A 21,383-nucleotide genomic window follows, 5' to 3' on the forward strand; every position below is an offset into this window, starting at 1 on the left:
CGCCGCGCTCCGCATGCGAAAGGAATCCCATGATCGTCAACGCTTCGCTCAACCCCGCCCTGGTAAATTGGACCGGCCATGAGGGCCTGCCTCGCTTCGAGGCGATCAAGGACGAGGACTTCGCCCCTGCCTTCGATGCCGCTTTCGTGAGCCACGAGGCGGAGATCGATACGATCGCCAGAAATCCGGAGCCGCCGAGCTTCGAGAACACCGTCGTCGCACTGGAGATTGCCGGAGACGAGCTGTCGCGCGTTTCGGCGCTGTTCTGGACCAAGGCGGGTGCCCACACCAACGAGACGATTCAGGCGCTGGAGCGCGACATCGCACCGAAGATGTCACGCCACTACTCGAAGATCGGCACGAATCCGGCCTTGTTCAGCCGCATCGACACGCTGTGGGAGAAGCGGGAAAAGCTCGGCCTCGACCTGGAGGCAACGCGCGTCCTGGAGCGGCACTGGAAGGGTTTCGTCAAGTCCGGCGCCAAGCTCGAAAAGCCGGCGCAGGACCGGCTTGCCGCGATCAACGAGACGCTCGCCGGGCTTGGCGCGAAATTCGGCCAGAATGTGCTGGCCGACGAGAAGAGCTGGGCGCTGCTGCTGGCGAGCGAGGCGGAACTGGACGGGCTGCCGGATTTCCTGAAGGATGCGATGGCGGCTGTGGCGCGCGACCGGGGCGAGGACGGCAAATACGCGGTGACGCTGTCGCGGTCGATCATCGAGCCCTTCCTGACCTTCTCGGAAAACCGCGAGCTTCGCGAACAGGCCTTCAGGGCCTGGACGGCGCGCGGCGAAAACGGCGGCGAGACCGACAATCGGGGCATCATCGCCGAGACGCTTGTCCTTCGGGCCGAGAAGGCAAAGCTGCTCGGTTACGAGAATTATGCGTCGCTGAAGCTCGATGACACCATGGCGAAGACGCCCGAGGCCGTGAACGGCCTGCTGATGCAGGTCTGGGAAAAGGCGGTGGCGCGCGCCGGTGAGGAGGAGGCGGATCTCGCCAAGCTCATTGCCGCCGAGGGCCGCAACCACGAGGTCATGCCTTGGGACTGGCGCCATTATGCCGAAAAGCTCCGGGCGGAAAAATTCAGCTTCTCGGAAAGCGAGCTGAAGCCCTATCTGCAGCTCGAAAAGATCATCGACGCCTGCTTCGACGTCGCCCGTCGCCTCTTCGGCATCACCGCCACGGAAAAGAAGGGGATCGCCGCCTACCATCCGGATGTGCGCGTCTTCGAGATCCGCGACGCTTCGACCAAGCTCGTGGCGCTCTTCCTCGGCGACTATTTCGCCCGCTCCTCGAAGCGCTCCGGCGCCTGGATGAGCTCCTTCCAGTCGCAGCACAAATTGAGATTGAAGAACGGCGCCGTCGGCGAAATCCCGATCGTCTACAATGTCTGCAATTTCGCCAAGCCCGCCGACGGCAAGCCCGCCCTGCTCTCGATCGACGACGCCCGCACCCTCTTCCACGAGTTTGGCCATGCGCTGCACGGCATGCTGTCCAACGTCACCTACCCGTCGGTGTCGGGCACTGGCGTTTCGCGCGATTTCGTCGAACTGCCGTCACAGCTCTACGAACATTGGCTGACGGTGCCGGAAATCCTCAAGAAATATGCCGTGCACTACCGGACCGGCGAGCCGATGCCGCAGGCACTGCTCGACAAGGTGCTGGCCGCCCGAACCTTCAATTCCGGCTTCGCCACCGTTGAGTTCACTTCGTCGGCGCTTGTCGACATGGCCTATCATACGGCCGAAAGCATCAGCGACCCGATGGCGCTGGAGGCAGCGACGCTCGACAAGATCGGCTTGCCGAAATCGATCGTCATGCGGCATCGCAGCCCGCATTTCCTGCACGTCTTCTCAGGCGACGGTTACTCCGCCGGCTATTATTCCTACATGTGGTCGGAGGTGCTCGACGCCGACGCCTTCGCCGCTTTCGAGGAGACCGGCGATCCCTTCGACCCGGCGATGGCGGAGAAGCTCAAGGGCCACATCTATTCGGTCGGCGGGGCGATCGATCCGGAGGACGCCTACAAGGCCTTCCGCGGCAAGCTGCCGAGTCCCGAGGCGATGCTGGCGAAGAAGGGGCTGGCGGCGTAGCGGGCAGATCCTGAACTGTCGGGGCGGAACTGCGAACGTTCGCCCCTCCCCAACCCCTCCTCAGAGGTGGGAGGGGCTTGTTGCCGCGCCCCCTCGCCTTTATTCGGTCGCTGCAGGAAGGTTCGACGTTTGGGAATGGCAGTCGGCGGCAACGGGCACCAAAGCCCCTCCCCCTTGTGGCCCTTGTGGGGAGGGGTTCCGGGATGGTGGCCACGTGGCGGCTGACAGATGGGTGCAATGTTCCGAAGCCGAGATGCTACGCCGCCTGCTCTACCCCCAGAACCGCCAGCAGGTTGCGCATCCGTGCTGCCGCCAGTTCCGGCCTGTCGAGCACATTGGCCTGGTCGGCGAGGCGGAAGATATCCGCATAGTGCAGCAGTCCGCGGGCCGATTGCAGGCCGGCCGGCAGGGTGAAATGGCGCTGGTGGCCGTTCAGCCAGGCAAGAACGACGACGCCGGCCTTGTAGTATTGCGTCGGCGCCTCGAAGATCTTGCGTGACAGCGGCACGGTCGGCTCGATGACGCCGCGGAAGGTGGTGAGATCGCCATCTGCCAGGGCGGCAAGCGCCTTCGAGGCGGACGGCGCGACGGCGTCGAAGATGCCGAGCAGGGCGTGGCTGTATTTCGTGCCGTCGCCCTCGATCAGTTCCGCATAGTTGAAGTCGTCGCCGGTGAAGCAGAGCACGCCGTCCGGCAGCCGGCTGCGCAGCGCCACTTCCTTGGCGTTGTCGAGCAGCGAAATCTTGATGCCTTCGACCTTGGCGCTGTTCTCCTTAATGATCGACAGCACCGTTTCGAGAGCCTCGTCGAAATTCTCGGAGCCCCAATAGCCCTTGAGTTGCGGGTCGAACATGTCGCCAAGCCAGTGGAGCACCACCTTGTCCTTCGCCTGGGCGAGGATATGACCATAGACACGCCGATAGTCATCGCCGGAGCTCGCCACGCGGGCGAGCGCCCGGCTCGCCATCATGATGGCGCGGCCGCCCTCCCCCTCGACGAAGCCGATCTGTTCCTCGTAGGCCGCGATGACGTCCTCGATCGAACGGGCCTCCGTGGGCGAAAGATGGTCGGTGCCGGCGCCGCAGGCGAGATCCGCACCCGGGACGCTGCGCGCTTCGGCGAGCGAACGGCGGATCAGCTCCTTGGCGCCCGTCCAGGAAAGCCCCATGCCGCGCTGGGCGGTGTCCATCGCCTCGGCGATCTTGAAGCCGAGGTTCCACAGGTGATGACGAAAGGCCATAGTCGCCTCCCAGTCGATCGCCGGATTGCCCCAGGGATCGGCGTCGCGCAAGGGATCGGAAACGACATGGGCGGCCGCATAGGCGATGCGGTTGAACCTCGGCACGGTCGCCGGCCGAGCGATCGGTGTCCCCTGTAGTCGGTATTCTTCGAGCGAGCCGTTTTGGCGCGGCATCAAAAGGCTGGTCATCGGCATTGATCCTCCTCAAGTTCGCGGCATCGAATAATTTAGATCGATCCAAAATGCAAGGCGGAATATTTTTCGAGCTCTGCCGAGCGGTCCACTGTGATGTCCGGCTTTTTATCGACGCGGAACACACCTATTCTGCTGAAAGATAAACGTATTTGGCAAAAATTCTCCCTCACGTGAAGCGCTTATGCTTCGTGAGACGTCTCAAAAAAAGTGAACAAAGCCCTCTTGACGGATTTGGAACGTTCCAATTATTAAGGATGCAACAGGCGAATTGCCGAGGGAGGGCAGTGATGGCGAGGGAGCGGGTGACGGTCGTCGACATAGCGCGCGCCGCGGGCGTGTCGAAGTCGACCGTGTCGCTCGTCCTGCAGGGAAGCTCGCTCGTCAACGAGGCGACGCGCGCCAAGGTGAACGCAGCGATCCGCGAGCTTGGCTATGTCTACAATCGCGGTGCCGCCAATCTGCGTCAGTCGAAATCGAAGATCATCGGCATCGTCGTCAACGACCTGACGAACAGCTTCTTTGCGGAGCTCGCCGTTGGCGTCGATGCAGTGGTGCAGTCCGCCGGCTTCGTCCAGTTCCTGGCCAACACCGGTGAGAAGAGCGAACGCCAACGCGAGGTCATCGCCTCGATGCGCGAGCACGGCGTTTCCGGCCTGATCATCTCGCCGGCGCGCGGTACGGAAGTGTCCGATCTTGCGCCGCTCGTCGCCAGCGGCATTCCGGTCGTGCTCGTCGTGCGCGACATTGCGGACGCCGGGGTGTCGTCGCTGATTTCCGACAATCATGCCGGCGCCATGGCCGCCGTCCGTCATCTGATCGAGCGCGGCCATCGCCGCATCGCCTTCCTCGGCGGCTTTCCGGATACCGCCGTCTTCGAGGCGCGCATGCGCGGCTTTCGTGATGCGCTGCGCGAGGCGGGAATGCCTGCCGTCGACGAGCTGGTCATCGGTTCTGCGCCGTCGCGCGCCGGCGGCGTGACGGCGATCGAGCAGGCGATGATGCTCAAGGAGCGGCCGACCGCGGCGCTCTGCTTCAACGACGCGGTCGCTTTCGGCGTGTGCGACGGGCTCAGGGCCCGGCGGCTCGAGCCGGGCGCCGACTTTGCGGTGATCGGTTTCGACGACGTCATCGAGGCGAAGACTGCGGTGCCGGCGCTGACCACCGTTTCCGTCGACCCGCAGGGCATGGGCGAGCGGGCGGCGGAATTGCTCCTGAAACAGATCATGGCCGGGCGTGCGGAGCCCGAAGCGATCGTCAGCCCCGTACGGCTCGTCGTTCGTCAGAGCTGCGGCGGCACCGTCGAGCGCAGAGTGAAGGAGATTTCGTCATGATTCGATGGGGATTGATCGGCGCGAGCACGATCGCGCGCGAATGGGTGATCGGCGCGATCCGCGCCGCCGGCGGCGAAGTCGTCTCGGTGATGAGCTCGAGCGAGGAGCGTGGGCAGGCCTATGCCGCCGAAAACGGCATCGCCAAGGCCGTGACCAGCCTCGACGACCTCGTCGGCGATGCGGAGGTCGATGCCGTCTATATCTCGACGACCAACGAGCTGCATCACGCCCAGGCGCTGGCGGCGATTCACGCTGGCAAGCACGTGCTCTGCGAAAAGCCGCTGGCGATGAACTTGAACGACGGCTGCGAAATGGTGCTGAAGGCCTGCGAGGCCGGCGTCGTGCTCGGCACCAACCATCATCTGCGCAATGCCGCCACGCACTGCGCCATGCGCGAGGCGATCGCCGCCGGCCGGATCGGCAGGCCGATCGCGGCGCGGGTGTTCCACGCCGTCTACCTGCCGCCGCATCTGCAGGGCTGGCGGCTCGAAAGGCCGGATGCCGGCGGCGGCGTCATTCTCGACATCACCGTGCATGATGCCGATACGCTGCGCTTCATTCTCGACGACGACCCGATCGAGGCGGTGGCGATCAGCCACAGTGCCGGCATGGGCAAGGAGGGGCTGGAGGACGGCGTCATGGGGGTCCTGCGCTTCCGTTCCGGGGTGATTGCGCAGTTCCATGATGCCTTCACCACGAAATACGCCGAGACCGGGCTTGAAGTGCACGGCACGGACGGTTCGCTGATCGGCCGCAACGTCATGTCCCAGCGCCCGGTCGGGACGGTGACGCTGCGCAACGAAGAGGGCGAGGTCGAGCTGCCGCTCGACCACCGCAATCTCTACGAGACGGGCGTGAGCGCCTTCCATGCCGCGATCGAAGGAAACGGCCGGCCCTCGGCAACCGGCGAGGACGGCGTCTGGTCGCTGGCCACGGGCCTTGCCGTCGTCAAGGCGGCGGCGACCGGCGTCGCCGCCCAGATCGAAACGGGACTTTGACGCGCATGTCTGTGAGCAAGCATATTTCGCCGGCACAAGCGGCCGCAATGATCCCGGACGGTGCCGTCGTTTCGGTCTCCTCGTCCAGCGGTCTCGGCTGCCCGGACCTGATGCTGAAGGCGATCGGCGAGCGTTTCGACGCGACGGGCCATCCGCGCGGCCTCACGACCCTGCATCCGATCGCCGCCGGCGACATGAGCGGCATCAAGGGCGTCGACTACATCGCCAAAAAGGGCCTGCTGAAGAAGATCATCGGCGGCTCCTATCCGTCCGGGCCCTCCAGTGCCGAGCCGCCGCTGATCTGGCAGATGATCGGCGCCAACGAGGTGGCGGCCTACAACATCCCCTCCGGCATCCTCTTCGACATGCATCGCGAGGCGGCGGCGAAACGCCCGGGGGTGATGACCAAGATCGGGCTCGACACCTTCGTCGACCCGTCGCGGGAAGGCTGCGCCATGAATGCGTCGGCTGCCGCCGAGCCGGTGGTCAAGAAGATTTCCTTCGAGGGTGAGGACTGGCTCTATTTCAAGGCGATCGCGCCGCAGGTGGCGATCATTCGCGCCACCACGGCGGACGAGCGCGGCAATCTCACCTACGAGCACGAGGGCGCCTATCTCGGCGGGCTCGACCAAGCGCTGGCCGCCCGCAACAATGGCGGCATCGTCATCGCCCAGGTCAAGCGCATCGCCAAGGAAGGTTCGCTGAAGCCCCATGACGTGCGGGTGCCGGGCGTGCTCGTCGATTACGTCGTCGTCGATCCGGACCAGAAACAGACGACGCTGACGCCCTACGACCCGGCCATTTCAGGCGAGATCTTCCGGCCGCTCGACAGTTTCCGCGTCCCGGAATTCAACATCCAGAAGGTGATCGCGCGCCGCGTCGCGCAGGAGCTCGAGGCAGGCAGCGCCGTCAATCTCGGCTTCGGCATTTCGGCCAATGTGCCGCGCATCCTTTTGGAAGAAGGCCTGCATGGCGCTGTCACCTGGGTGATCGAGCAGGGGGCTGTCGGCGGCGTGCCGCTGCTCGACTTCGCCTTCGGCTGCGCGTCGAACGCCGACGCCTTCATGCCGTCGCCCTACCAGTTCACCTATTTCCAGGGCGCGGGCTTCGATGCCTCGCTGCTTTCCTTCCTGGAGATCGACCGTACCGGCTCGGTCAACGTCTCGAAGCTCAGCTTCCGCCCGCATGTGACGGCTGGAGCAGGAGGCTTCGTCGACATCACGGCGCGGGCGAAGAAGATCGTTTTTTCCGGCATGTTCAATGCCGGCGCGAAACTTGCCGTCGCCGACGGCAGGCTCGTCATCGAGAAGGAAGGCAAGCTGAAGAAGCTGGTCAATCAGGTCGAGCACGTCACCTTCTCCGGTCGCCGGGCGATCGAGCAGGGACAGGACATCACCTATGTCACCGAGCGTTGCGTCATGAAGCTCACGCCCGAAGGCATCGTGCTGACCGAAATCGCTCCGGGCGTCGATCTCCAGGCGCATATCCTCGACCAGTCGGAATTCCCGCTGATCGTCTCCGACAAGCTGAAGGTCACGGACGCGGCACTGTTCCACGAGGCGCCGATAGGCCTGACGCTGCCAGCCAAGCCGCGGCGCGAGATCGCAGGGGGCACGCATGGCTGACGAACGGATCCGCATCGAGATCGACGGCGCGATCGCGACGATGACGGTCGCACGGCCCGAGAAACTCAATGCCTTCGACATCGACATGCTGAAGGCGCTTGCTTCCGCCTGCGATACCGTCGAGGCGAACCGCGATGTGCGGGTGGCGATCCTCACCGGCGAGGGCAAGGCCTTTTCCGCTGGCGGTGACATCAGGGCCTGGGGCGGCATGGAGCCTGCGGCCTTCGGCCACGACTGGGTGCGCTTCGGCCACCGCGTCTTCGAGCGGCTGGCGACGCTGCGCATGCCGGTGATCGCCGCCTTGAACGGCCATGCGCTCGGCGGCGGTCTGGAACTGGCGGCGGCCGCGGATATCCGCATCGCCGAAAAACAGGTGAGGATCGGGCTTCCCGAAACGAGCCTCGGCATGGTGCCCGGTTGGTCCGGTACGCAACGGCTCGTTTCGCGCTTTGGCGCGCAGATTGTCCGCCGCATGGTGCTCGGCGGCGAGACGTTCACGGCGGAGGAGGCGAAGGCCGAAGGCCTCGTCGATGCGGTGGTCGAGACCGGCACGGTGATGACGGCGGCGCGGGCTTATGCCGCGCGCGTCGCGTCGCGTGGTCCGGCGGCGCTCGAAATATCGAAGCTGATGATCGCTTCGGCGAGCGGCGAGGACAAGGGCGCTGCCGTCGAGACGCTGGGCTCGATCCTCGTCGCCAAGACCGGTGATCTCAAGGAGGGCGTCGCGGCCTTCAGCGAAAAGCGCGAAGCGCGCTTCAAGGGAGAATGGTGATGACCGTACTGGTAAGGCCGAAGCCGCTCGGCGACGACAAGGTCCGCGAATTCCGGATGCTGATCGACGGTCAATGGGTGGCTGGCGCCGAGGGCCGGACGATCGAGCGCGTGGCGCCCGGGCATGGTGTCGTCGTCAGCCGCTACCAGGCGGCCACGAAGGTCGATGCCGAGCGCGCCATCGCCGCGGCGCGGCGCGCCTTCGATGATGGCCGCTGGCCGCGCATGACCGCGTCGGAACGCTCGCTGATTCTGCTCCGCGCCGCCGACATGATCGCCGCCCGCGCCGACGAGCTCGCCTTTCTCGACGCGATCGAATCGGGCAAGCCGATCAGCCAGGCGAAGGGCGAACTGGCCGGTGCTGCCGATATCTGGCGCTATGCGGCAGCGCTTGCCCGCGAGCTTTCCGGCGAAAGCTACAATACGCTCGGCGAGGGGACGCTTGGCGTCGTGCTGCGCGAAGCGATCGGCGTCGTCTCGATCATCACGCCCTGGAACTTCCCCTTCCTGATCGTCAGCCAGAAATTACCCTTCGCGCTGGCCGCCGGCTGCACGACGGTGGTCAAGCCCTCGGAACTCACCTCCGCCTCCACACTCGTGCTTGGCGAGATCCTCGAAGCGGCGGGCGTGCCGGCCGGCGTCGTCAACATCATCGTCGGCACCGGGCCGGAAGCGGGCGCGCCGCTCACCACCCATCCCGATGTCGACATGGTCTCCTTCACCGGCTCGACCGGCGTCGGCCGGCTGACCATGGCGAATGCGGCGCAGACCCTGAAGAAGGTGTCGCTCGAACTCGGCGGCAAGAACCCGCAGATCGTCTTCCCCGACGCCGATCTCGACGCGTTCGTCGATGCGGCCGTCTTCGGCGCCTATTTCAATGCCGGCGAATGCTGCAATGCCGGCTCGCGGCTGATCCTGCATCGCGACATTGCCGACGAAGTAACCGGACGCATCGCGGCGCTGGCGGCCAAGGTCAAGGTCGGCGATCCGCTCGATCCCGAGACGCAGGTCGGTGCGATCATCACGCCGCAGCATCTCGAAAAGATTGCCGGCTATGTAACTGCTGCCGCGGTCGAGGGCGCGGCCGTCAGCCATGGCGGCGCGGCGCTCGATCTCGGCATGGGCCAGTACATGGCGCCGACCATTCTCTCGGCCGTCCGGCCGGACATGGCGGTGGCGCGCGAGGAGGTTTTCGGGCCGGTCCTCTCGGTGCTCACCTTCGAGACGACCGAGGAGGCGGTCCGGATCGCCAATTCGATTGATTACGGGCTTTCGGCCGGCGTCTGGAGCCGCGATTTCGATACGTGCCTGTCGATCGGACGGAGTGTGCGTGCCGGCACGATCTGGATGAACACCTTCATGGATGGCGCCTCGGAACTGCCCTTCGGCGGCTACCGGCAATCGGGCCTCGGCCGCGAACTCGGTCGGCATGCGGTGGAGGACTACACGGAGACCAAGACGCTCAACATGCATATCGGCCAGCGCACCAACTGGTGGATGCCGCGCTGAGATCGGGATTGGGAGGCTGTTCGGCGATGAGTTCGTTGGCGATGTTCGCAGGCAGGATGACGAGGGGGCGGCCGATTCCGCGCCTTCTCGCTCCGGCTGCGCGTGCCTCAGACGGTCCGATCGCCGGCGGTTACCCCCGTCTTGAAGCGCCGCTCCGGATCGAGCAGCAATTGCAGCTCGCCGATATCCGTGCTGCCGCCGATGCGGCGCAGCAGGATGCGCCCCATGTGCTCGCCGGTCTCGGTGAGGTCCTCGTAGATGGTGTCGACCCGCGGCTGGATGGCGCCGAGCAGTGGCGACGTCTGCTTGGCGACGATGTCGTATTCGACGCCGAGGGTCAGGCCGCAGTCGCTCATGCCGGTGATCGTCGCCAGGGCGCAGACCTCGCCGCCGCAGGTGAAGCCATCCGGCGGATCCGGGTCGGCCTGGCGCCGGCGGATCCGGTCGCGGATCGCGCCGGCCGGGCTGTCGAGGTCGATGTCGGTAAGGATTTCATAGGCGCAGCCCGCCTCGCGCACTGCCGTCATGAAGCCATGCAGGATATGGCCGGCAAAGGTGAAGCTGGCCGGGCCGCTGATCAGCGCGGGCTTCTGCCGCCCCTTGGCGATCAGCCGCCGCGTCGCCTCATAGGCGAAGGTGAAATTGTCGTAGTCGACGAAGGGATGGGACGTGGCAAGCTCGGTGCGGCCGTGGGTGACGAAGGGAAAGCCGGCCTCCGAAAGCAGCTTGACGCGCGGATCGAGCGGCTCGGTGCGCGAGAAGATCAGCCCGTCGGCCATGCCGTTGCGGATGATGTAGTTCACCGCATCGATATTCGCTGCGTCGAGGAAGTTCGGCATGACGATCAGGTGATAGGCGGTGCCCTGCAAGGCCTTGGCGATGCCGGCCATCACGGAGGTTCCGTAGCCGAGGATCTCCTCATGCGGCGCGAGCAGCACGGCAATCACATTCGTGCGGCCGGTCTTCAGGCGCTGCGCTGCGCGGTCCGGCGAATAGCCGATGTCGAGCGCCACCTGGCGGACGCGATGGCGCGTGTCGACAGAGATCTGCGGCGCGTCGGCAAGCGCCCGCGACACCGTGGTGACGGCCAGTCCGGTGATATCGGCGATGGTGCGCAGGGTCGGCTTGCCGTGTCTTGGCGCGGCACTTCCCGGGCGGGCGGGTTTCGAAGGATCGGCCAAGCGGGTGCTTTCCTGCAAGCGGTCAAGAGCGGCATTTGTAACGTGACGCGAACCTATAAGCAATCGTATCATGCAAACGTTATAAATCGCTGGGCAGCAACGTTTTTGCTGCATTGCAGCATGCACTGCATGCCGTATAGTGCAGTGAAATCAGTCAGTTTCGGTCCACGGAAGGCAGGAGTTCGCCCTCCGCTTGACTTGCGGTGATTTGTAACGTTTTAAATTGTGCGGGCGGCGTATGCCGCAAGCCCAGACTGCCCCTTGGGAGGGGGCAGACAATCCAAAAAAGCGGAGGAGCTTCCGCTTCGGTAACTTGCAAACGGGAGGAAAACGATGCGCAAGTTGATGACGACGACGGCTGTTGCAGCATTGATGTTGGCGGCGACGGCCGCGCGCGCAGCAGAGAATGTGGAAGTGCTGCACTGGTGGACGTCCGGTGGCGAGGCGGCGGCCCTCGACGTTCTGAAGAAGGATCTGGAAGGCAAGGGCATTACCTGGACCGACATGCCGGTCGCCGGCGGCGGCGGCACGGAGGCTATGACGGTGCTTCGCGCCCGCGTCACCTCCGGCAATGCGCCGACGGCGGTGCAGATGCTCGGCTTCGACATCCTCGACTGGGCCAAGGAAGGCGCGCTCGGCAACCTTGACGACATTGCCGCCAAGGAAGGCTGGGACAAGGTCGTTCCGACGGCGCTGCAGCAGTTCTCGAAATATGACGGCCACTGGATCGCTGCTCCGGTCAACGTCCACTCGACCAACTGGGTCTGGATCAACAAGGCCGCCCTCGACAAGGCCGGCGGCAAGGAGCCGGCGAACTGGGATGAGCTGATCGCGCTGCTCGACAAGTTCAAGGAACAGGGCATCACGCCGGTTGCCCACGGCGGCCAGCCCTGGCAGGACGCGACGATCTTCGATGCGGTCGTGCTTTCGCTCGGCAACGACTTCTACAAGAAGGCCTTCATCGACCTCGATTCGGCAACGCTCGGCGGCGACCAAATGAAGGAAGCCTTCGACCGGATGACGAAGCTCAGATCCTATGTCGACGACAACTTCTCCGGCCGCGACTGGAACCTCGCCTCCGCCATGGTCATCGAGAACAAGGCCGGCCTGCAGTTCATGGGCGACTGGGCGAAGGGTGAATTCCTCAAGGCGAAGAAGGTGCCCGGCACCGATTTCGTCTGCATGCGCTTCCCGGGAACGCAAGGCTCGGTCACCTTCAACTCCGACGTGTTCGTCATGTTCAAGGTCTCGGATGATAAGGTCCCGGCACAATTGCAGATGGCTTCGGCCATCGAAAGCCCCACCTTCCAGACCGCGTTCAACGTCGTCAAGGGATCGGTTCCGGCCCGCACCGACGTTCCGGATACGGAGTTCGACGCTTGCGGCAAGAAGGGCATCAAGGATCTCGCCGAAGCCAACGCCAGCGGCACGCTCATGGGCTCCATGGCCCACCGCCATGCCAACCCGGCCGCCGTCATGAACGCGATCTATGACGTGGTGACCCGCCAGTTCAATGGTGAGCTCAGCTCGGAAGAGGCCGTGAAGGAACTCGTCACGGCGGTCGAGGCCGCAAAGTAAGCGCGACGCGAGGGGCGCGAAGCCCGTCACCCTGACCCTCTTCCCGCTCGCGGGGAGAGGGGACGGAGGCGCTGCGGCATAACCCCTTCTCCCTGCAAAGCGGGGAAAAGGTGCCGGCAGGCGGATGAGGGGCAGGCCCCTCCATACGAAACGATACGGTGGTAACAAACATGGATAGCCGCACCCGGCTGCAGGAGCTTTTGCCCAGGCTCGTGCTTGCCCCCAGCTTTCTCATAGTTCTGGTGTTCGTCTACGGCTTCATAGTCTACACGGGCTTCCTGTCGATGACGGACAGCAAGATGTTGCCGTCCCACAATTTCATAGGCTTCGGCAACTACAGCAAGCTCTGGGCGCTGCCACACTGGTGGCGGGCGGTCAGCAACCTGGCGATCTTCGCGACGCTCTATATCGTCATCTGCTCGGTGCTTGGTCTGGCGCTTGCCATCCTTCTCGACCAGAAGATCCGGGCGGAGGGGTTTCTTCGGCCGATCTACCTCTATCCGATGGCGCTGTCCTTCATCGTCACGGGGACCGCGTGGAAGTGGTTCCTCGATCCCGGCATCGGGCTCGAGAACACCATGCATCTCTGGGGCTGGGAGAGCTTCTCCTTCAACTGGATCAAGGACCGCAACTACGCGATCTATTGCGTCGTCATCGCCGCGGTCTGGCAGTCGACCGGCTTCATCATGGCAATGTTCCTGGCGGGCCTGCGCGGCGTCGACAACGAGATCATCAAGGCCGCCCAGATCGATGGTGCGACGACGCCGACCATCTACCGGCGGATCATCATTCCGTTGATGCGGCCGGTCTTCCTCTCGGCCTTCGTCGTGCTCGCCCATCTCGCCATCAAGGCCTACGACCTGATCATCGCCTTGACCGGCGGCGGGCCAGGGCAGGCGACTGAGCTGCCGGCGACCTTCATGTATTCCTACACCTTCACGCGAAACCAGATGGCGATCGGCGCCTCTTCGGCGGTCATCATGCTGGTGATGATCTTCTCGATCATCGTTCCCTATCTCTATTCCGAAATCCGGGGAGGAAAACGCTGATGGGCGCTCGCAGTCCAGAGAACGTCATCTCGCACAACCGCCTGACCCGGGCGCTGATCTACCTGGCGCTGATCCTCTTCGCGCTTTACTCGCTGCTGCCGCTCTACGTCATGCTGGTGAATTCCCTGAAGCCGCTCGACGAGATCCGCCAGGGGGGCATGCTGAACCTGCCTGAGACCTGGACGATCGAGCCGTGGCTTTCGGCCTGGTCAACGGCGCAGATCGGTGTGCAGCCGACCGGTCTTCGCCCGTTCTTCATCAATTCGATCCTGATGGTCGTTCCGGCCGTGGCGATCTCGACGATCATCGGCGCGCTCAACGGCTACGTGCTGACGAAGTGGCGCTTCCCGGGCGCGAACATCTTCTTCGGTATGTTGCTCTTGTCCTGCTTCATCCCGTTCCAGATCGTGCTGATTCCGATGGCGCGCATCCTGGGGATTCTCGGCATTGCCGGGTCGATCTGGGGGCTGATCCTCGTCCATGTCGTCTACGGCATCGGCTTCACGACGCTCTATTTCCGCAACTACTACGAGGCGTTCCCGACCGAGCTGGTGCGCGCCGCGCAGATCGACGGGGCGAGTTTCTTCCAGATTTTCCTGCGGATCATGCTGCCGTCCTCCGGGCCGATCATCGTCGTCTCGGTCATCTGGCAGTTCACCAATATCTGGAACGACTTCCTGTTCGGTGCCTCGTTCTCCGGCCCCTATTCGACGCCGATGACGGTGGCGCTCAACAACCTGGTGAGCTCGTCGACGGGGGTCAAGGAATACAACGTCCACTTCGCAGGCGCGATCCTCGCCGCCCTGCCAACGCTCATCGTCTACATCGTGTCCGGCCGCTACTTCGTCCGCGGGCTGATGTCCGGCGCCGTGAAAGGATAAGCCCATGTCATTCCTGAAAATCAGCAATCTGCGCAAATCCTACGGCTCGCTCGAGATCCTGAAGGACATCAACATCGAGATCGAACAGGGCGGCTTCCTGGTGCTCGTCGGCCCGTCCGGCTGTGGCAAGTCTACTCTTCTGAACACGATCGCCGGGCTGGAGCCGATCACCTCGGGTGATATCGCGATCGATGGCCGCTCGGTTTCGGGGCTGCACCCGTCGAAGCGCGATATCGCCATGGTGTTCCAGTCCTACGCGCTCTATCCGAATATGACGGTTGCCGGAAACATCGCCTTCGGCATGGAAATCCGCGGCGTGCCGAAGGAGGAGCGCGACAAGGCGATCAAGCAGGTTGCCGACATGCTGCAGATCGGCCATCTGCTCGAGCGCAAGCCCGGCCAGCTTTCCGGCGGCCAGCGCCAGCGCGTCGCCATGGGCCGGGCGCTTGTGCGCGACCCAAAACTCTTCCTCTTCGATGAGCCGCTGTCGAACCTCGACGCGAAGCTGCGCGTCGACATGCGCACTGAGATCAAACGCCTGCACCACCGCATGAAGACGACGATCGTCTATGTGACGCACGACCAGATCGAGGCGATGACGCTGGCGACGAAGATCGCCGTCCTGAAGGATGGCGTCCTGCAGCAGTTCGGCACGCCCGCCGAGATCTACAACAATCCGGCCAATATGTTCGTCGCCGACTTCATGGGATCGCCGGCGATGAACCTGTTGAAGGCGCGGATCGAAACCTCCGGTTCGGGCGTTGCGGTGACTCTGGACCGGCCGAATGCCGAGCCGCTGAAGCTTGCCGTGCCGCATAACGGCGCGCTCTCCGCCTATGCCGGCAAGGACGTCGTCTTCGGCATCCGTCCGGAGGCGCTGACCGATCCGGATGGCGCCGACCGCAATGCGAAGTTCGTCGCCGAGGGCGATTGCCTGATCGAGGTCGTCGAGCCGGCCGGCTCCGACACCTTCGCGGTCACCCGGCTCGGCGGCAAGGAAATCGTCGCGAGACTCCGCGCTGATGCTCGCATCGCCCCCGGCCAGACGTCGCGGCTGGCCTTCAATCTCGACAAGGCCGTGTTCTTCGACCCGCAAAGCGAGAAGCGGATCGCATGAGCGTGCAGAGCCAGCCGGATATCGTCATCGTCGGTTCGGGTATCGGCGGCGCCACCGTGGCTGCCGGACTTGCCGCTTCGGGTGCCGAAATCCTCATCCTCGAGACGGGTCACCACATCGAGGACCTGCCGGTCAATCGCGACCAGCGGGCGATCTTCCAGCGCGGTCATTTCCGGCCGAAGGAGACCTGGTACGAGGCGGGCGGCGCCGGCTTCAACCCCGGCAACTATTACAATGTCGGCGGCAACTCGAAATTCTATGGCGCCGTGCTGACCCGCTACCGCCGCGAGGATTTCGAGGAGATGCGCCATCTCGGCGGCATCTCGCCGGCCTGGCCCTTTCCCTATGAGGAACTCGAGCCCTGGTATTCCAGGGCGGAAGAGCTCTACCAGGTGCGCGGCAGGCTCGGCGAGGACCCGACCGAACCGGCGCATTCGAACAATTATCCGCACGGGCCGGTGCCGGACGAACCGGCGATCGCCAAAGTGCGCAAGCGCCTGGCGGAGGTTGGCCTGCACCCCTATTCGCTGCCGCTCGGCATCGATATCGACCGCTGGCTCGCCAAGGGCAAGACACCTTGGGATGCGCATCCGAACAGTTTCGACGGCAAGATGGATGCGGAGACCGCGGCGCTGACGGCGGCGCTCGAATATCCGAATGTGCGCCTCCAGACGGGTTCGCGCGTCACCCGGCTGACGACGGCGCCGGACGGCAAGGCGATCGAGACGGTGCACTATTTGAAAGACGGGGCGGAACACAGCGTCTCGCCGAAGCTCGTCATCCTATCTGCCGGCGCCGTGCAATCGGCCGTGCTGCTGTTGCGCTCCGCCGACGACCGCAACCAGGCCGGACTCGCCAACCGCTCCGACCAGGTCGGCCGCAACTTCATGAACCACAATTCGAGCGCCGTCATTGCGCTCAGCCCGTGGTACCGAAACGATTCCATCTACCAGAAGACCTTCGGGCTGAACGATTTCTATCTCTCGGACGGCGAGGGCGGGCCGCCGCTCGGCAATATCCAACTCCTCGGCCGCGTCTCCGGCGCAATCCTGAAGGCGAATATGCCGGCAATGCCCGAGTGGCTTCTGAATCAAGTCTCCGCTCGCGGGATCGACTTCTACGCCATGAGCGAGGATCTGCCATCGCCGGAAAGCCGGATCATGGTCGACGGCGAGCGCATCCTGCTCAAATGGGTGCGCACCAATTGGCAAGCTCACCTCGATCTCGTCGCCAGACTGAAGGGGGTGCTGAAAAAGGCCGGCTTCCCGATCGTGCTGGCCAGGGCCTTCGACAAGCGAACGCCGTCGCACCAATGCGGCACGGTTCGGATCGGCAATGACGCCGCGGACGCGCCGCTCGACGTCTATTGCCGCGCCTTCGACCATCCCAATCTCTTCGTCGTCGATGCCGGCTTCCTGCCGACCTCGGCCGCGGTCAATCCGGCGCTGACGGTGGCGGCCCAGGCGCTGCGCGTCGCCGATCACATCGTCAAGGGGGACCTTCGGTCATGACGGACAAGGCACGCCCCGTCGCGATCGTTACCGGCGGCCGTCGCGGCATCGGCCTCGGCATTGCCCGGGCCCTTGCGGCGGGCGGGTTCGACATCGCCATAACCGGCATCGGTGATGCGGAAGGCGTGGCGCCGGTCATTGCGGAGCTCGGTGCATTGGGGGCACGTGCCATCTTCCTTCGAGCCGACGTTGCGGACCTTTCGGGCCATCAGGCGACCGCCGACGCGGTGACCGCAGCCTTCGGCCGGATCGACTGCCTCGTCAACAATGCCGGCATTGCGTCCGTGGTGCGCGGCGATTTCCTCGACCTGAAGCCGGAGAATTTCGACACGATCGTTGGAATCAACCTGCGCGGCACTGTCTTCTTCACGCAAGCGGTGCTGAAGGCCATGCTTGCGACGCCAGCCATTGCGCCGCGCTCGATCATCAACATCACTTCGGTTTCTGCGGCGATGAGCTCGCCGGAACGGCTCGACTATTGCATGAGCAAGGCGGGGCTTGCCGCCTTCACCCAGGGCCTGGCGCTCAGGCTCGCCGAGACCGGCATCTGGTCTTCGAGGTGCGCCCCGGCATCATCCGCTCCGATATGACCGCGGCAGTCTCCGGCAAATACGACGCGCTGATCGCCGGCGGTCTGGTGCCGGTCAGGCGTTGGGGCGAGCCCGGGGACATCGGCAATATCGTCGCCGGCCTCGCCAGCGGCCAATTCGCCTTCGCCACCGGCTCGATCATCCAGGCCGATGGAGGCCTGTCGATCAGCCGACTTTAGAACAGGGAAGGACCGCCTCGCCGGAGGCGTTCGTCAGATTTGTCACGCCTTGCATTTGGAACGTTCCAAATGAGGCGGTGGAGGAAACGGAGAATGGCTTTCGACTACATAATCACCGGTGCCGGCCCGGCCGGCTGTGTGCTTGCCAATCGGTTGAGCGAGGATCCGGCCGTCAAGGTGCTGCTGCTCGAGGCGGGCGGCGGCGACTGGAACCCGCTGTTCCATATGCCGGCCGGCTTCGCCAAGATGACCAAGGGTGTGGCGAGCTGGGGCTGGAACACGATCCCGCAAAAGCACATGAAGGGCAGGGTGCTGCGCTATACCCAGGCGAAGGTGATCGGTGGCGGCTCCTCGATCAACGCGCAGCTCTACACCCGCGGCAATGCCGTCGACTATGATCTCTGGGCGAGCGAGGACGGCTGCGCCGGCTGGGACTATCGCAGCGTGCTGCCCTATTTCAAGCGCGCCGAGGACAACCAGCGTTTCGCCGACGACTATCATTCCTATGGCGGGCCGCTCGGCGTATCCATGCCCGTCTCGACCCTGCCGATCTGCGATGCCTATATCCGCGCCGGTCAGGAGCTCGGCATTCCCTACAATCACGACTTCAATGGCAAGCAGCAGGCGGGCGTCGGCTTCTATCAGCTGACGCAGCGCAACCGCCGGCGCTCCTCGGCTTCGCTCGCCTACCTGTCGCCGATCAAGGATCGAAAAAACCTGACGGTGCGCACCGGTGCCCGCGTCGCCCGCATCGTGCTCGAAGGCAGCCGCGCCGTCGGCGTCGAAGTGGTGACCGCCAAGGGCAGCGAGACGATCCGCGCCGAACGGGAGGTCTTAGTCTCTTCCGGCGCGATCGGCTCGCCGAAACTGCTCCTGCAGTCCGGCATCGGTCCAGCCGATCATTTGCGCTCGGTCGGCGTCGAGGTCCGCCATGATCTGCCGGGCGTCGGCGGCAATCTTCAGGACCATCTCGACCTGTTCGTCATTTCCGAATGCACCGGCGACCACACCTATGACAACGTCGCCAAACTGCACCGCACGCTCTGGGCGGGGCTACAATATGTGCTCTTCCGCAGCGGCCCGGTCGCCTCGTCGCTCTTCGAGACCGGCGGCTTCTGGTATGCCGACCCGAATGCCCGCTCGCCGGATATCCAGTTTCATCTCGGCCTCGGCTCGGGCATCGAGGCGGGTGTGGCGCGGCTGAAGAATGCGGGCGTCACGCTCAACTCCGCCTATCTGCATCCGCGCTCGCGCGGCACGGTCCGGCTTTTCTCGGCCGATCCGGCGGCGGCGCCGCTGATCGACCCGAGCTATTGGGAGGATCCGCATGACCGCAGGATGTCGCTGGAGGGGCTGCAGATCGCCCGCGAGATCATGCAGCAGCCGGCGCTCGAGCCCTTTGTGCTGGCCGAACGTTTGCCAGGTAAGGATATCAAGACCGAGGCGCAGCTTTTCGACTATGGCTGCGCCAATGCCAAGACCGATCATCATCCGGTCGGCACCTGCAAGATGGGCACGGATCATACGGCGGTCGTCGACCTCGACCTGAAGGTCCGCGGGATCGAGGGCCTGCGCGTCTGCGACAGCTCGGTGATGCCGCGGGTGCCCTCCTGCAACACCAACGGGCCGACGATCATGATGGGCGAGAAGGGGGCCGACATCATCCGCGGCCTGCCGTCGCTGCCGCCGGCGGTGTTCCAGCATGAGCGCAACGATACGCGGCCCAGGGCCCGCGCCGATATTCGCTGAACCGGAGGAACCATGATCCGCCACTGCGTTTTCATCCGCTTTCGCCCCGAGGTGAGCGACGCCGAGAAGGCGGCTATCTTCGCCGAGATTGCCGCCCTGAAGGAGCGCCTGCCGGGATTCCTGGCGGCGCATGTCGGTGCCAATGTCAGCCCGGAGACGGGCATGGACAAGGGCTACGCCGAAGGTTTCATCGTCGATTTTGCCGATGCCAAGGCGCGCGACACCTATCTCGATGACGCAGACCATCGCCGGACCGGCGCAAAAATTGTTGCGGCGGCCGAAGGCGGCGTCCAAGGTGTGCTCGTCTACGACCTCGAAATCCCGGACTGATTCCATGGCATTGATCGAGCCGCGCCCGTTCCTGACCTCCCTCTTCGAGGCCGCCGTCATCGCGGCCGATCCTTACGCCGCCATCAGCGCCCACCTGCCGGCGCGGCCGAAGGGCCGCACCATCGTCGTCGGCGCCGGCAAGGCGGCAAGCCAGATGGCGGCCGCCTTCGAGCGGCTCTGGGACGGCCCGATCGAAGGGGCGGTCGTCGCCCGTCATGGGCCGATCGAAAAGTGCGAGCGCCTCAAGGTCCTGCAATCGGCCCATCCGGTGCCGGACGAGGCGGGGCTTGCCGCCTCCTCGGCGCTCCTCGATCTCGTCGAAGGGCTGACAGCGGACGACCTGGTCGTGGCACTGGTTTCCGGCGGCGGATCGGCGCTGCTGCCGGCGCCGCCGAATGGCCTGACGCTCGAGGACGAGATCGCCGTCAACAAGGCGTTGCTTGCCTCCGGCGCGCCGATCTCGGCGATGAACGTGGTGCGCAAGCACGTGTCGCGAATCAAGGGCGGGCGGCTTGCGCTTGCCGCCGCGCCGGCGCGCGTCGTCAGTCTGGTCGTCTCGGATGTCCCGGGCGACAATCCCGCCTTCGTTGCCTCGGGCCCGACCGTCCCGGACCTGTCGAGCCTCGAGGAGGCCCGCGACATCGTTTCCCGTTATGCCCTGGCGCTGCCGGAGCGGGTGATGGCGCATCTCCGCTCTGATGCGGCGCGTGCACCCGATCCCGACGATCGCGCCTTTGCCGGCGACGAGGTTCATGTGATCGCCTCGGCAAGCGTGTCGCTCGAGGCGGCGGCGGCGCGCGCCAGAGAATCCGGCATCGAGGCAATGATCCTCTCGGATGCGATCGAGGGCGAGGCACGCGACATCGGCCGGATGCATGCGGCACTCGCCCGCGAAGTGGCATTGCGCGGCCGGCCTTTCGCCAGGCCCGTCGTGCTGCTTTCCGGCGGCGAGACGACGGTGACGATTTCCAAGGACTACGGCAAGGGCGGCCGCAACAGCGAGTTCCTGCTGTCGCTGGCACTCGACATCGACGGCGTTGCCGGCGTCGATGCGCTGGCTGCCGATACGGACGGCATCGACGGTTCGGAAGACAATGCCGGCGCCTTTGCCGACGGGGCGAGCGTGGCCCGCATGCGGGCGACGGGCGTCGACCCCCGTGCCCATCTTGCCCGCCACGACGCCTGGTCGGCGTTTTCCGCAAGCGGCGACCTGTTCGTGCCGGGGCCCACCGGCACGAATGTCAACGATTTCCGGGCGATATTGGTGCGCTGAATCGGCGGGGCCAGCGCGAATGCCACCCCTCCCCACAAGGGGGAGGGCTTCCCCGCGGCACCGTATCCGCATCTGCATCAACGTCGGCGGCAGGCGCGAAGGTTTGAAAAGGGCAGGCGATCGCGGCTGCCGCCGAGCCCCTCCCCCTTGTGGGCTATGGCATTCACACATCGTTGTTGAAGC

General features: G+C 64.8%; 16 protein-coding genes and 1 pseudogene. 15 read left to right on the plus strand and 2 right to left on the minus strand.

Going from position 1 to position 21,383, the window contains the following annotated elements; all coding sequences use genetic code 11:
• Window positions 1-29 precede the first annotated feature (29 nt).
• Complete coding sequence (locus tag N181_RS16975; protein ID WP_037398653.1) at window positions 30-2,093, plus strand: M3 family metallopeptidase; 2,064 nt, start codon at window positions 30-32, stop codon at window positions 2,091-2,093.
• A gap of 256 nt (window positions 2,094-2,349) precedes the next feature.
• On the opposite strand, the gene N181_RS16980 is transcribed toward N181_RS16975, so the two are convergent.
• Window positions 2,350-3,522, minus strand: a complete 1,173-nt coding sequence (locus N181_RS16980; protein WP_037398651.1) for a dihydrodipicolinate synthase family protein — start codon at window positions 3,520-3,522, stop codon at window positions 2,350-2,352.
• 293 nt (window positions 3,523-3,815) lie between these two features.
• On the opposite strand from N181_RS16980, the gene N181_RS16985 reads away from it, so the two are divergent.
• Genes N181_RS16985 through N181_RS17005 form a run of 5 tightly spaced genes read left to right on the plus strand, consistent with a single transcriptional unit; the run spans window position 3,816 to window position 9,762 of the window.
• Complete coding sequence (locus N181_RS16985; protein ID WP_037398632.1) at window positions 3,816-4,859, plus strand: LacI family DNA-binding transcriptional regulator; 1,044 nt, start codon at window positions 3,816-3,818, stop codon at window positions 4,857-4,859.
• On the plus strand, window positions 4,856-5,857 hold the full coding sequence (locus tag N181_RS16990) for a Gfo/Idh/MocA family protein (RefSeq protein WP_037398629.1): 1,002 nt from the start codon (window positions 4,856-4,858) through the stop codon (window positions 5,855-5,857). Before N181_RS16985 ends, N181_RS16990 begins: the two co-directional genes overlap by 4 nt.
• A 5-nt stretch (window positions 5,858-5,862) precedes the next feature.
• Window positions 5,863-7,482 carry an acyl CoA:acetate/3-ketoacid CoA transferase gene (locus N181_RS16995; RefSeq protein WP_060563609.1) on the plus strand — a complete coding sequence of 540 codons (1,620 nt, stop codon included), beginning with the start codon at window positions 5,863-5,865 and terminating at the stop codon, window positions 7,480-7,482.
• Window positions 7,475-8,254 carry an enoyl-CoA hydratase/isomerase family protein gene (locus N181_RS17000; protein WP_037398623.1) on the plus strand — a complete coding sequence of 260 codons (780 nt, stop codon included), beginning with the start codon at window positions 7,475-7,477 and terminating at the stop codon, window positions 8,252-8,254. Before N181_RS16995 ends, N181_RS17000 begins: the two co-directional genes overlap by 8 nt.
• On the plus strand, window positions 8,254-9,762 hold the full coding sequence (locus N181_RS17005) for an aldehyde dehydrogenase family protein (RefSeq protein ID WP_037398620.1): 1,509 nt from the start codon (window positions 8,254-8,256) through the stop codon (window positions 9,760-9,762). The genes N181_RS17000 and N181_RS17005 overlap by 1 nt, the downstream gene beginning before the upstream one ends.
• A 107-nt stretch (window positions 9,763-9,869) precedes the next feature.
• Here the strand turns inward: N181_RS17005 and N181_RS17010 are convergent, their stop codons facing one another.
• Window positions 9,870-10,943 (minus strand): LacI family transcriptional regulator, encoded by a 1,074-nt coding sequence (locus N181_RS17010; RefSeq protein WP_060563611.1) that lies wholly within the window; start codon window positions 10,941-10,943, stop codon window positions 9,870-9,872.
• 333 nt (window positions 10,944-11,276) lie between these two features.
• Between N181_RS17010 and N181_RS17015 the strand changes: the two genes are divergently transcribed.
• From N181_RS17015 to N181_RS17055, 9 genes and pseudogenes are all read left to right on the plus strand, one after another.
• Complete coding sequence (locus N181_RS17015) at window positions 11,277-12,521, plus strand: ABC transporter substrate-binding protein (RefSeq protein WP_014330326.1); 1,245 nt, start codon at window positions 11,277-11,279, stop codon at window positions 12,519-12,521.
• Window positions 12,522-12,691: 170 nt separating this feature from the next.
• The gene (locus N181_RS17020; RefSeq protein ID WP_037434896.1) at window positions 12,692-13,570 is read left to right on the plus strand and encodes a carbohydrate ABC transporter permease; all 879 of its coding nucleotides are present in this window, start codon (window positions 12,692-12,694) and stop codon (window positions 13,568-13,570) included.
• Window positions 13,570-14,451 carry a carbohydrate ABC transporter permease gene (locus tag N181_RS17025; protein ID WP_014330324.1) on the plus strand — a complete coding sequence of 294 codons (882 nt, stop codon included), beginning with the start codon at window positions 13,570-13,572 and terminating at the stop codon, window positions 14,449-14,451. Before N181_RS17020 ends, N181_RS17025 begins: the two co-directional genes overlap by 1 nt.
• A 4-nt stretch (window positions 14,452-14,455) precedes the next feature.
• Complete coding sequence (locus N181_RS17030) at window positions 14,456-15,568, plus strand: ABC transporter ATP-binding protein (RefSeq protein ID WP_037398611.1); 1,113 nt, start codon at window positions 14,456-14,458, stop codon at window positions 15,566-15,568.
• Window positions 15,565-17,079, plus strand: coding sequence for a GMC oxidoreductase (locus N181_RS17035; protein WP_037398608.1), 1,515 nt, complete (start codon window positions 15,565-15,567; stop codon window positions 17,077-17,079). Before N181_RS17030 ends, N181_RS17035 begins: the two co-directional genes overlap by 4 nt.
• Window positions 17,076-17,848: pseudogene (locus tag N181_RS17040) on the plus strand (3-ketoacyl-ACP reductase). The gene N181_RS17035 and the pseudogene N181_RS17040 overlap by 4 nt, the downstream one beginning before the upstream one ends.
• Window positions 17,849-17,941: 93 nt before the next feature.
• Window positions 17,942-19,597, plus strand: coding sequence for a GMC family oxidoreductase (locus N181_RS17045; protein ID WP_060563613.1), 1,656 nt, complete (start codon window positions 17,942-17,944; stop codon window positions 19,595-19,597).
• Window positions 19,598-19,609: 12 nt separating this feature from the next.
• Window positions 19,610-19,927, plus strand: a complete 318-nt coding sequence (locus tag N181_RS17050; protein ID WP_037398599.1) for a Dabb family protein — start codon at window positions 19,610-19,612, stop codon at window positions 19,925-19,927.
• A 4-nt stretch (window positions 19,928-19,931) separates the two neighbouring features.
• On the plus strand, window positions 19,932-21,200 hold the full coding sequence (locus N181_RS17055; RefSeq protein WP_037398597.1) for a glycerate kinase type-2 family protein: 1,269 nt from the start codon (window positions 19,932-19,934) through the stop codon (window positions 21,198-21,200).
• The last annotated feature ends 183 nt before the right edge of the window (window positions 21,201-21,383 follow it).

This window comes from Sinorhizobium fredii USDA 205 (assembly GCF_001461695.1).
Taxonomy (GTDB): Bacteria; Pseudomonadota; Alphaproteobacteria; order Rhizobiales; family Rhizobiaceae; genus Sinorhizobium; species Sinorhizobium fredii.

Bases quoted from the DNA above. Each gene is read 5' to 3' on its own strand.
- N181_RS16975 (WP_037398653.1), top strand. From the start codon at position 30: ATGATCGTCAACGCTTCGCTCAACCCCGCCCTGGTAAATTGGACCGGC.
- N181_RS16980 (WP_037398651.1), bottom strand. From the start codon at position 3,522: ATGACCAGCCTTTTGATGCCGCGCCAAAACGGCTCGCTCGAAGAATAC.
- N181_RS16985 (WP_037398632.1), top strand. From the start codon at position 3,816: ATGGCGAGGGAGCGGGTGACGGTCGTCGACATAGCGCGCGCCGCGGGC.
- N181_RS16990 (WP_037398629.1), top strand. From the start codon at position 4,856: ATGATTCGATGGGGATTGATCGGCGCGAGCACGATCGCGCGCGAATGG.
- N181_RS16995 (WP_060563609.1), top strand. From the start codon at position 5,863: ATGTCTGTGAGCAAGCATATTTCGCCGGCACAAGCGGCCGCAATGATC.
- N181_RS17000 (WP_037398623.1), top strand. From the start codon at position 7,475: ATGGCTGACGAACGGATCCGCATCGAGATCGACGGCGCGATCGCGACG.
- N181_RS17005 (WP_037398620.1), top strand. From the start codon at position 8,254: ATGACCGTACTGGTAAGGCCGAAGCCGCTCGGCGACGACAAGGTCCGC.
- N181_RS17015 (WP_014330326.1), top strand. From the start codon at position 11,277: ATGCGCAAGTTGATGACGACGACGGCTGTTGCAGCATTGATGTTGGCG.
- N181_RS17020 (WP_037434896.1), top strand. From the start codon at position 12,692: ATGGATAGCCGCACCCGGCTGCAGGAGCTTTTGCCCAGGCTCGTGCTT.
- N181_RS17025 (WP_014330324.1), top strand. From the start codon at position 13,570: ATGGGCGCTCGCAGTCCAGAGAACGTCATCTCGCACAACCGCCTGACC.
- N181_RS17030 (WP_037398611.1), top strand. From the start codon at position 14,456: ATGTCATTCCTGAAAATCAGCAATCTGCGCAAATCCTACGGCTCGCTC.
- N181_RS17035 (WP_037398608.1), top strand. From the start codon at position 15,565: ATGAGCGTGCAGAGCCAGCCGGATATCGTCATCGTCGGTTCGGGTATC.
- N181_RS17045 (WP_060563613.1), top strand. From the start codon at position 17,942: ATGGCTTTCGACTACATAATCACCGGTGCCGGCCCGGCCGGCTGTGTG.
- N181_RS17050 (WP_037398599.1), top strand. From the start codon at position 19,610: ATGATCCGCCACTGCGTTTTCATCCGCTTTCGCCCCGAGGTGAGCGAC.
- N181_RS17055 (WP_037398597.1), top strand. From the start codon at position 19,932: ATGGCATTGATCGAGCCGCGCCCGTTCCTGACCTCCCTCTTCGAGGCC.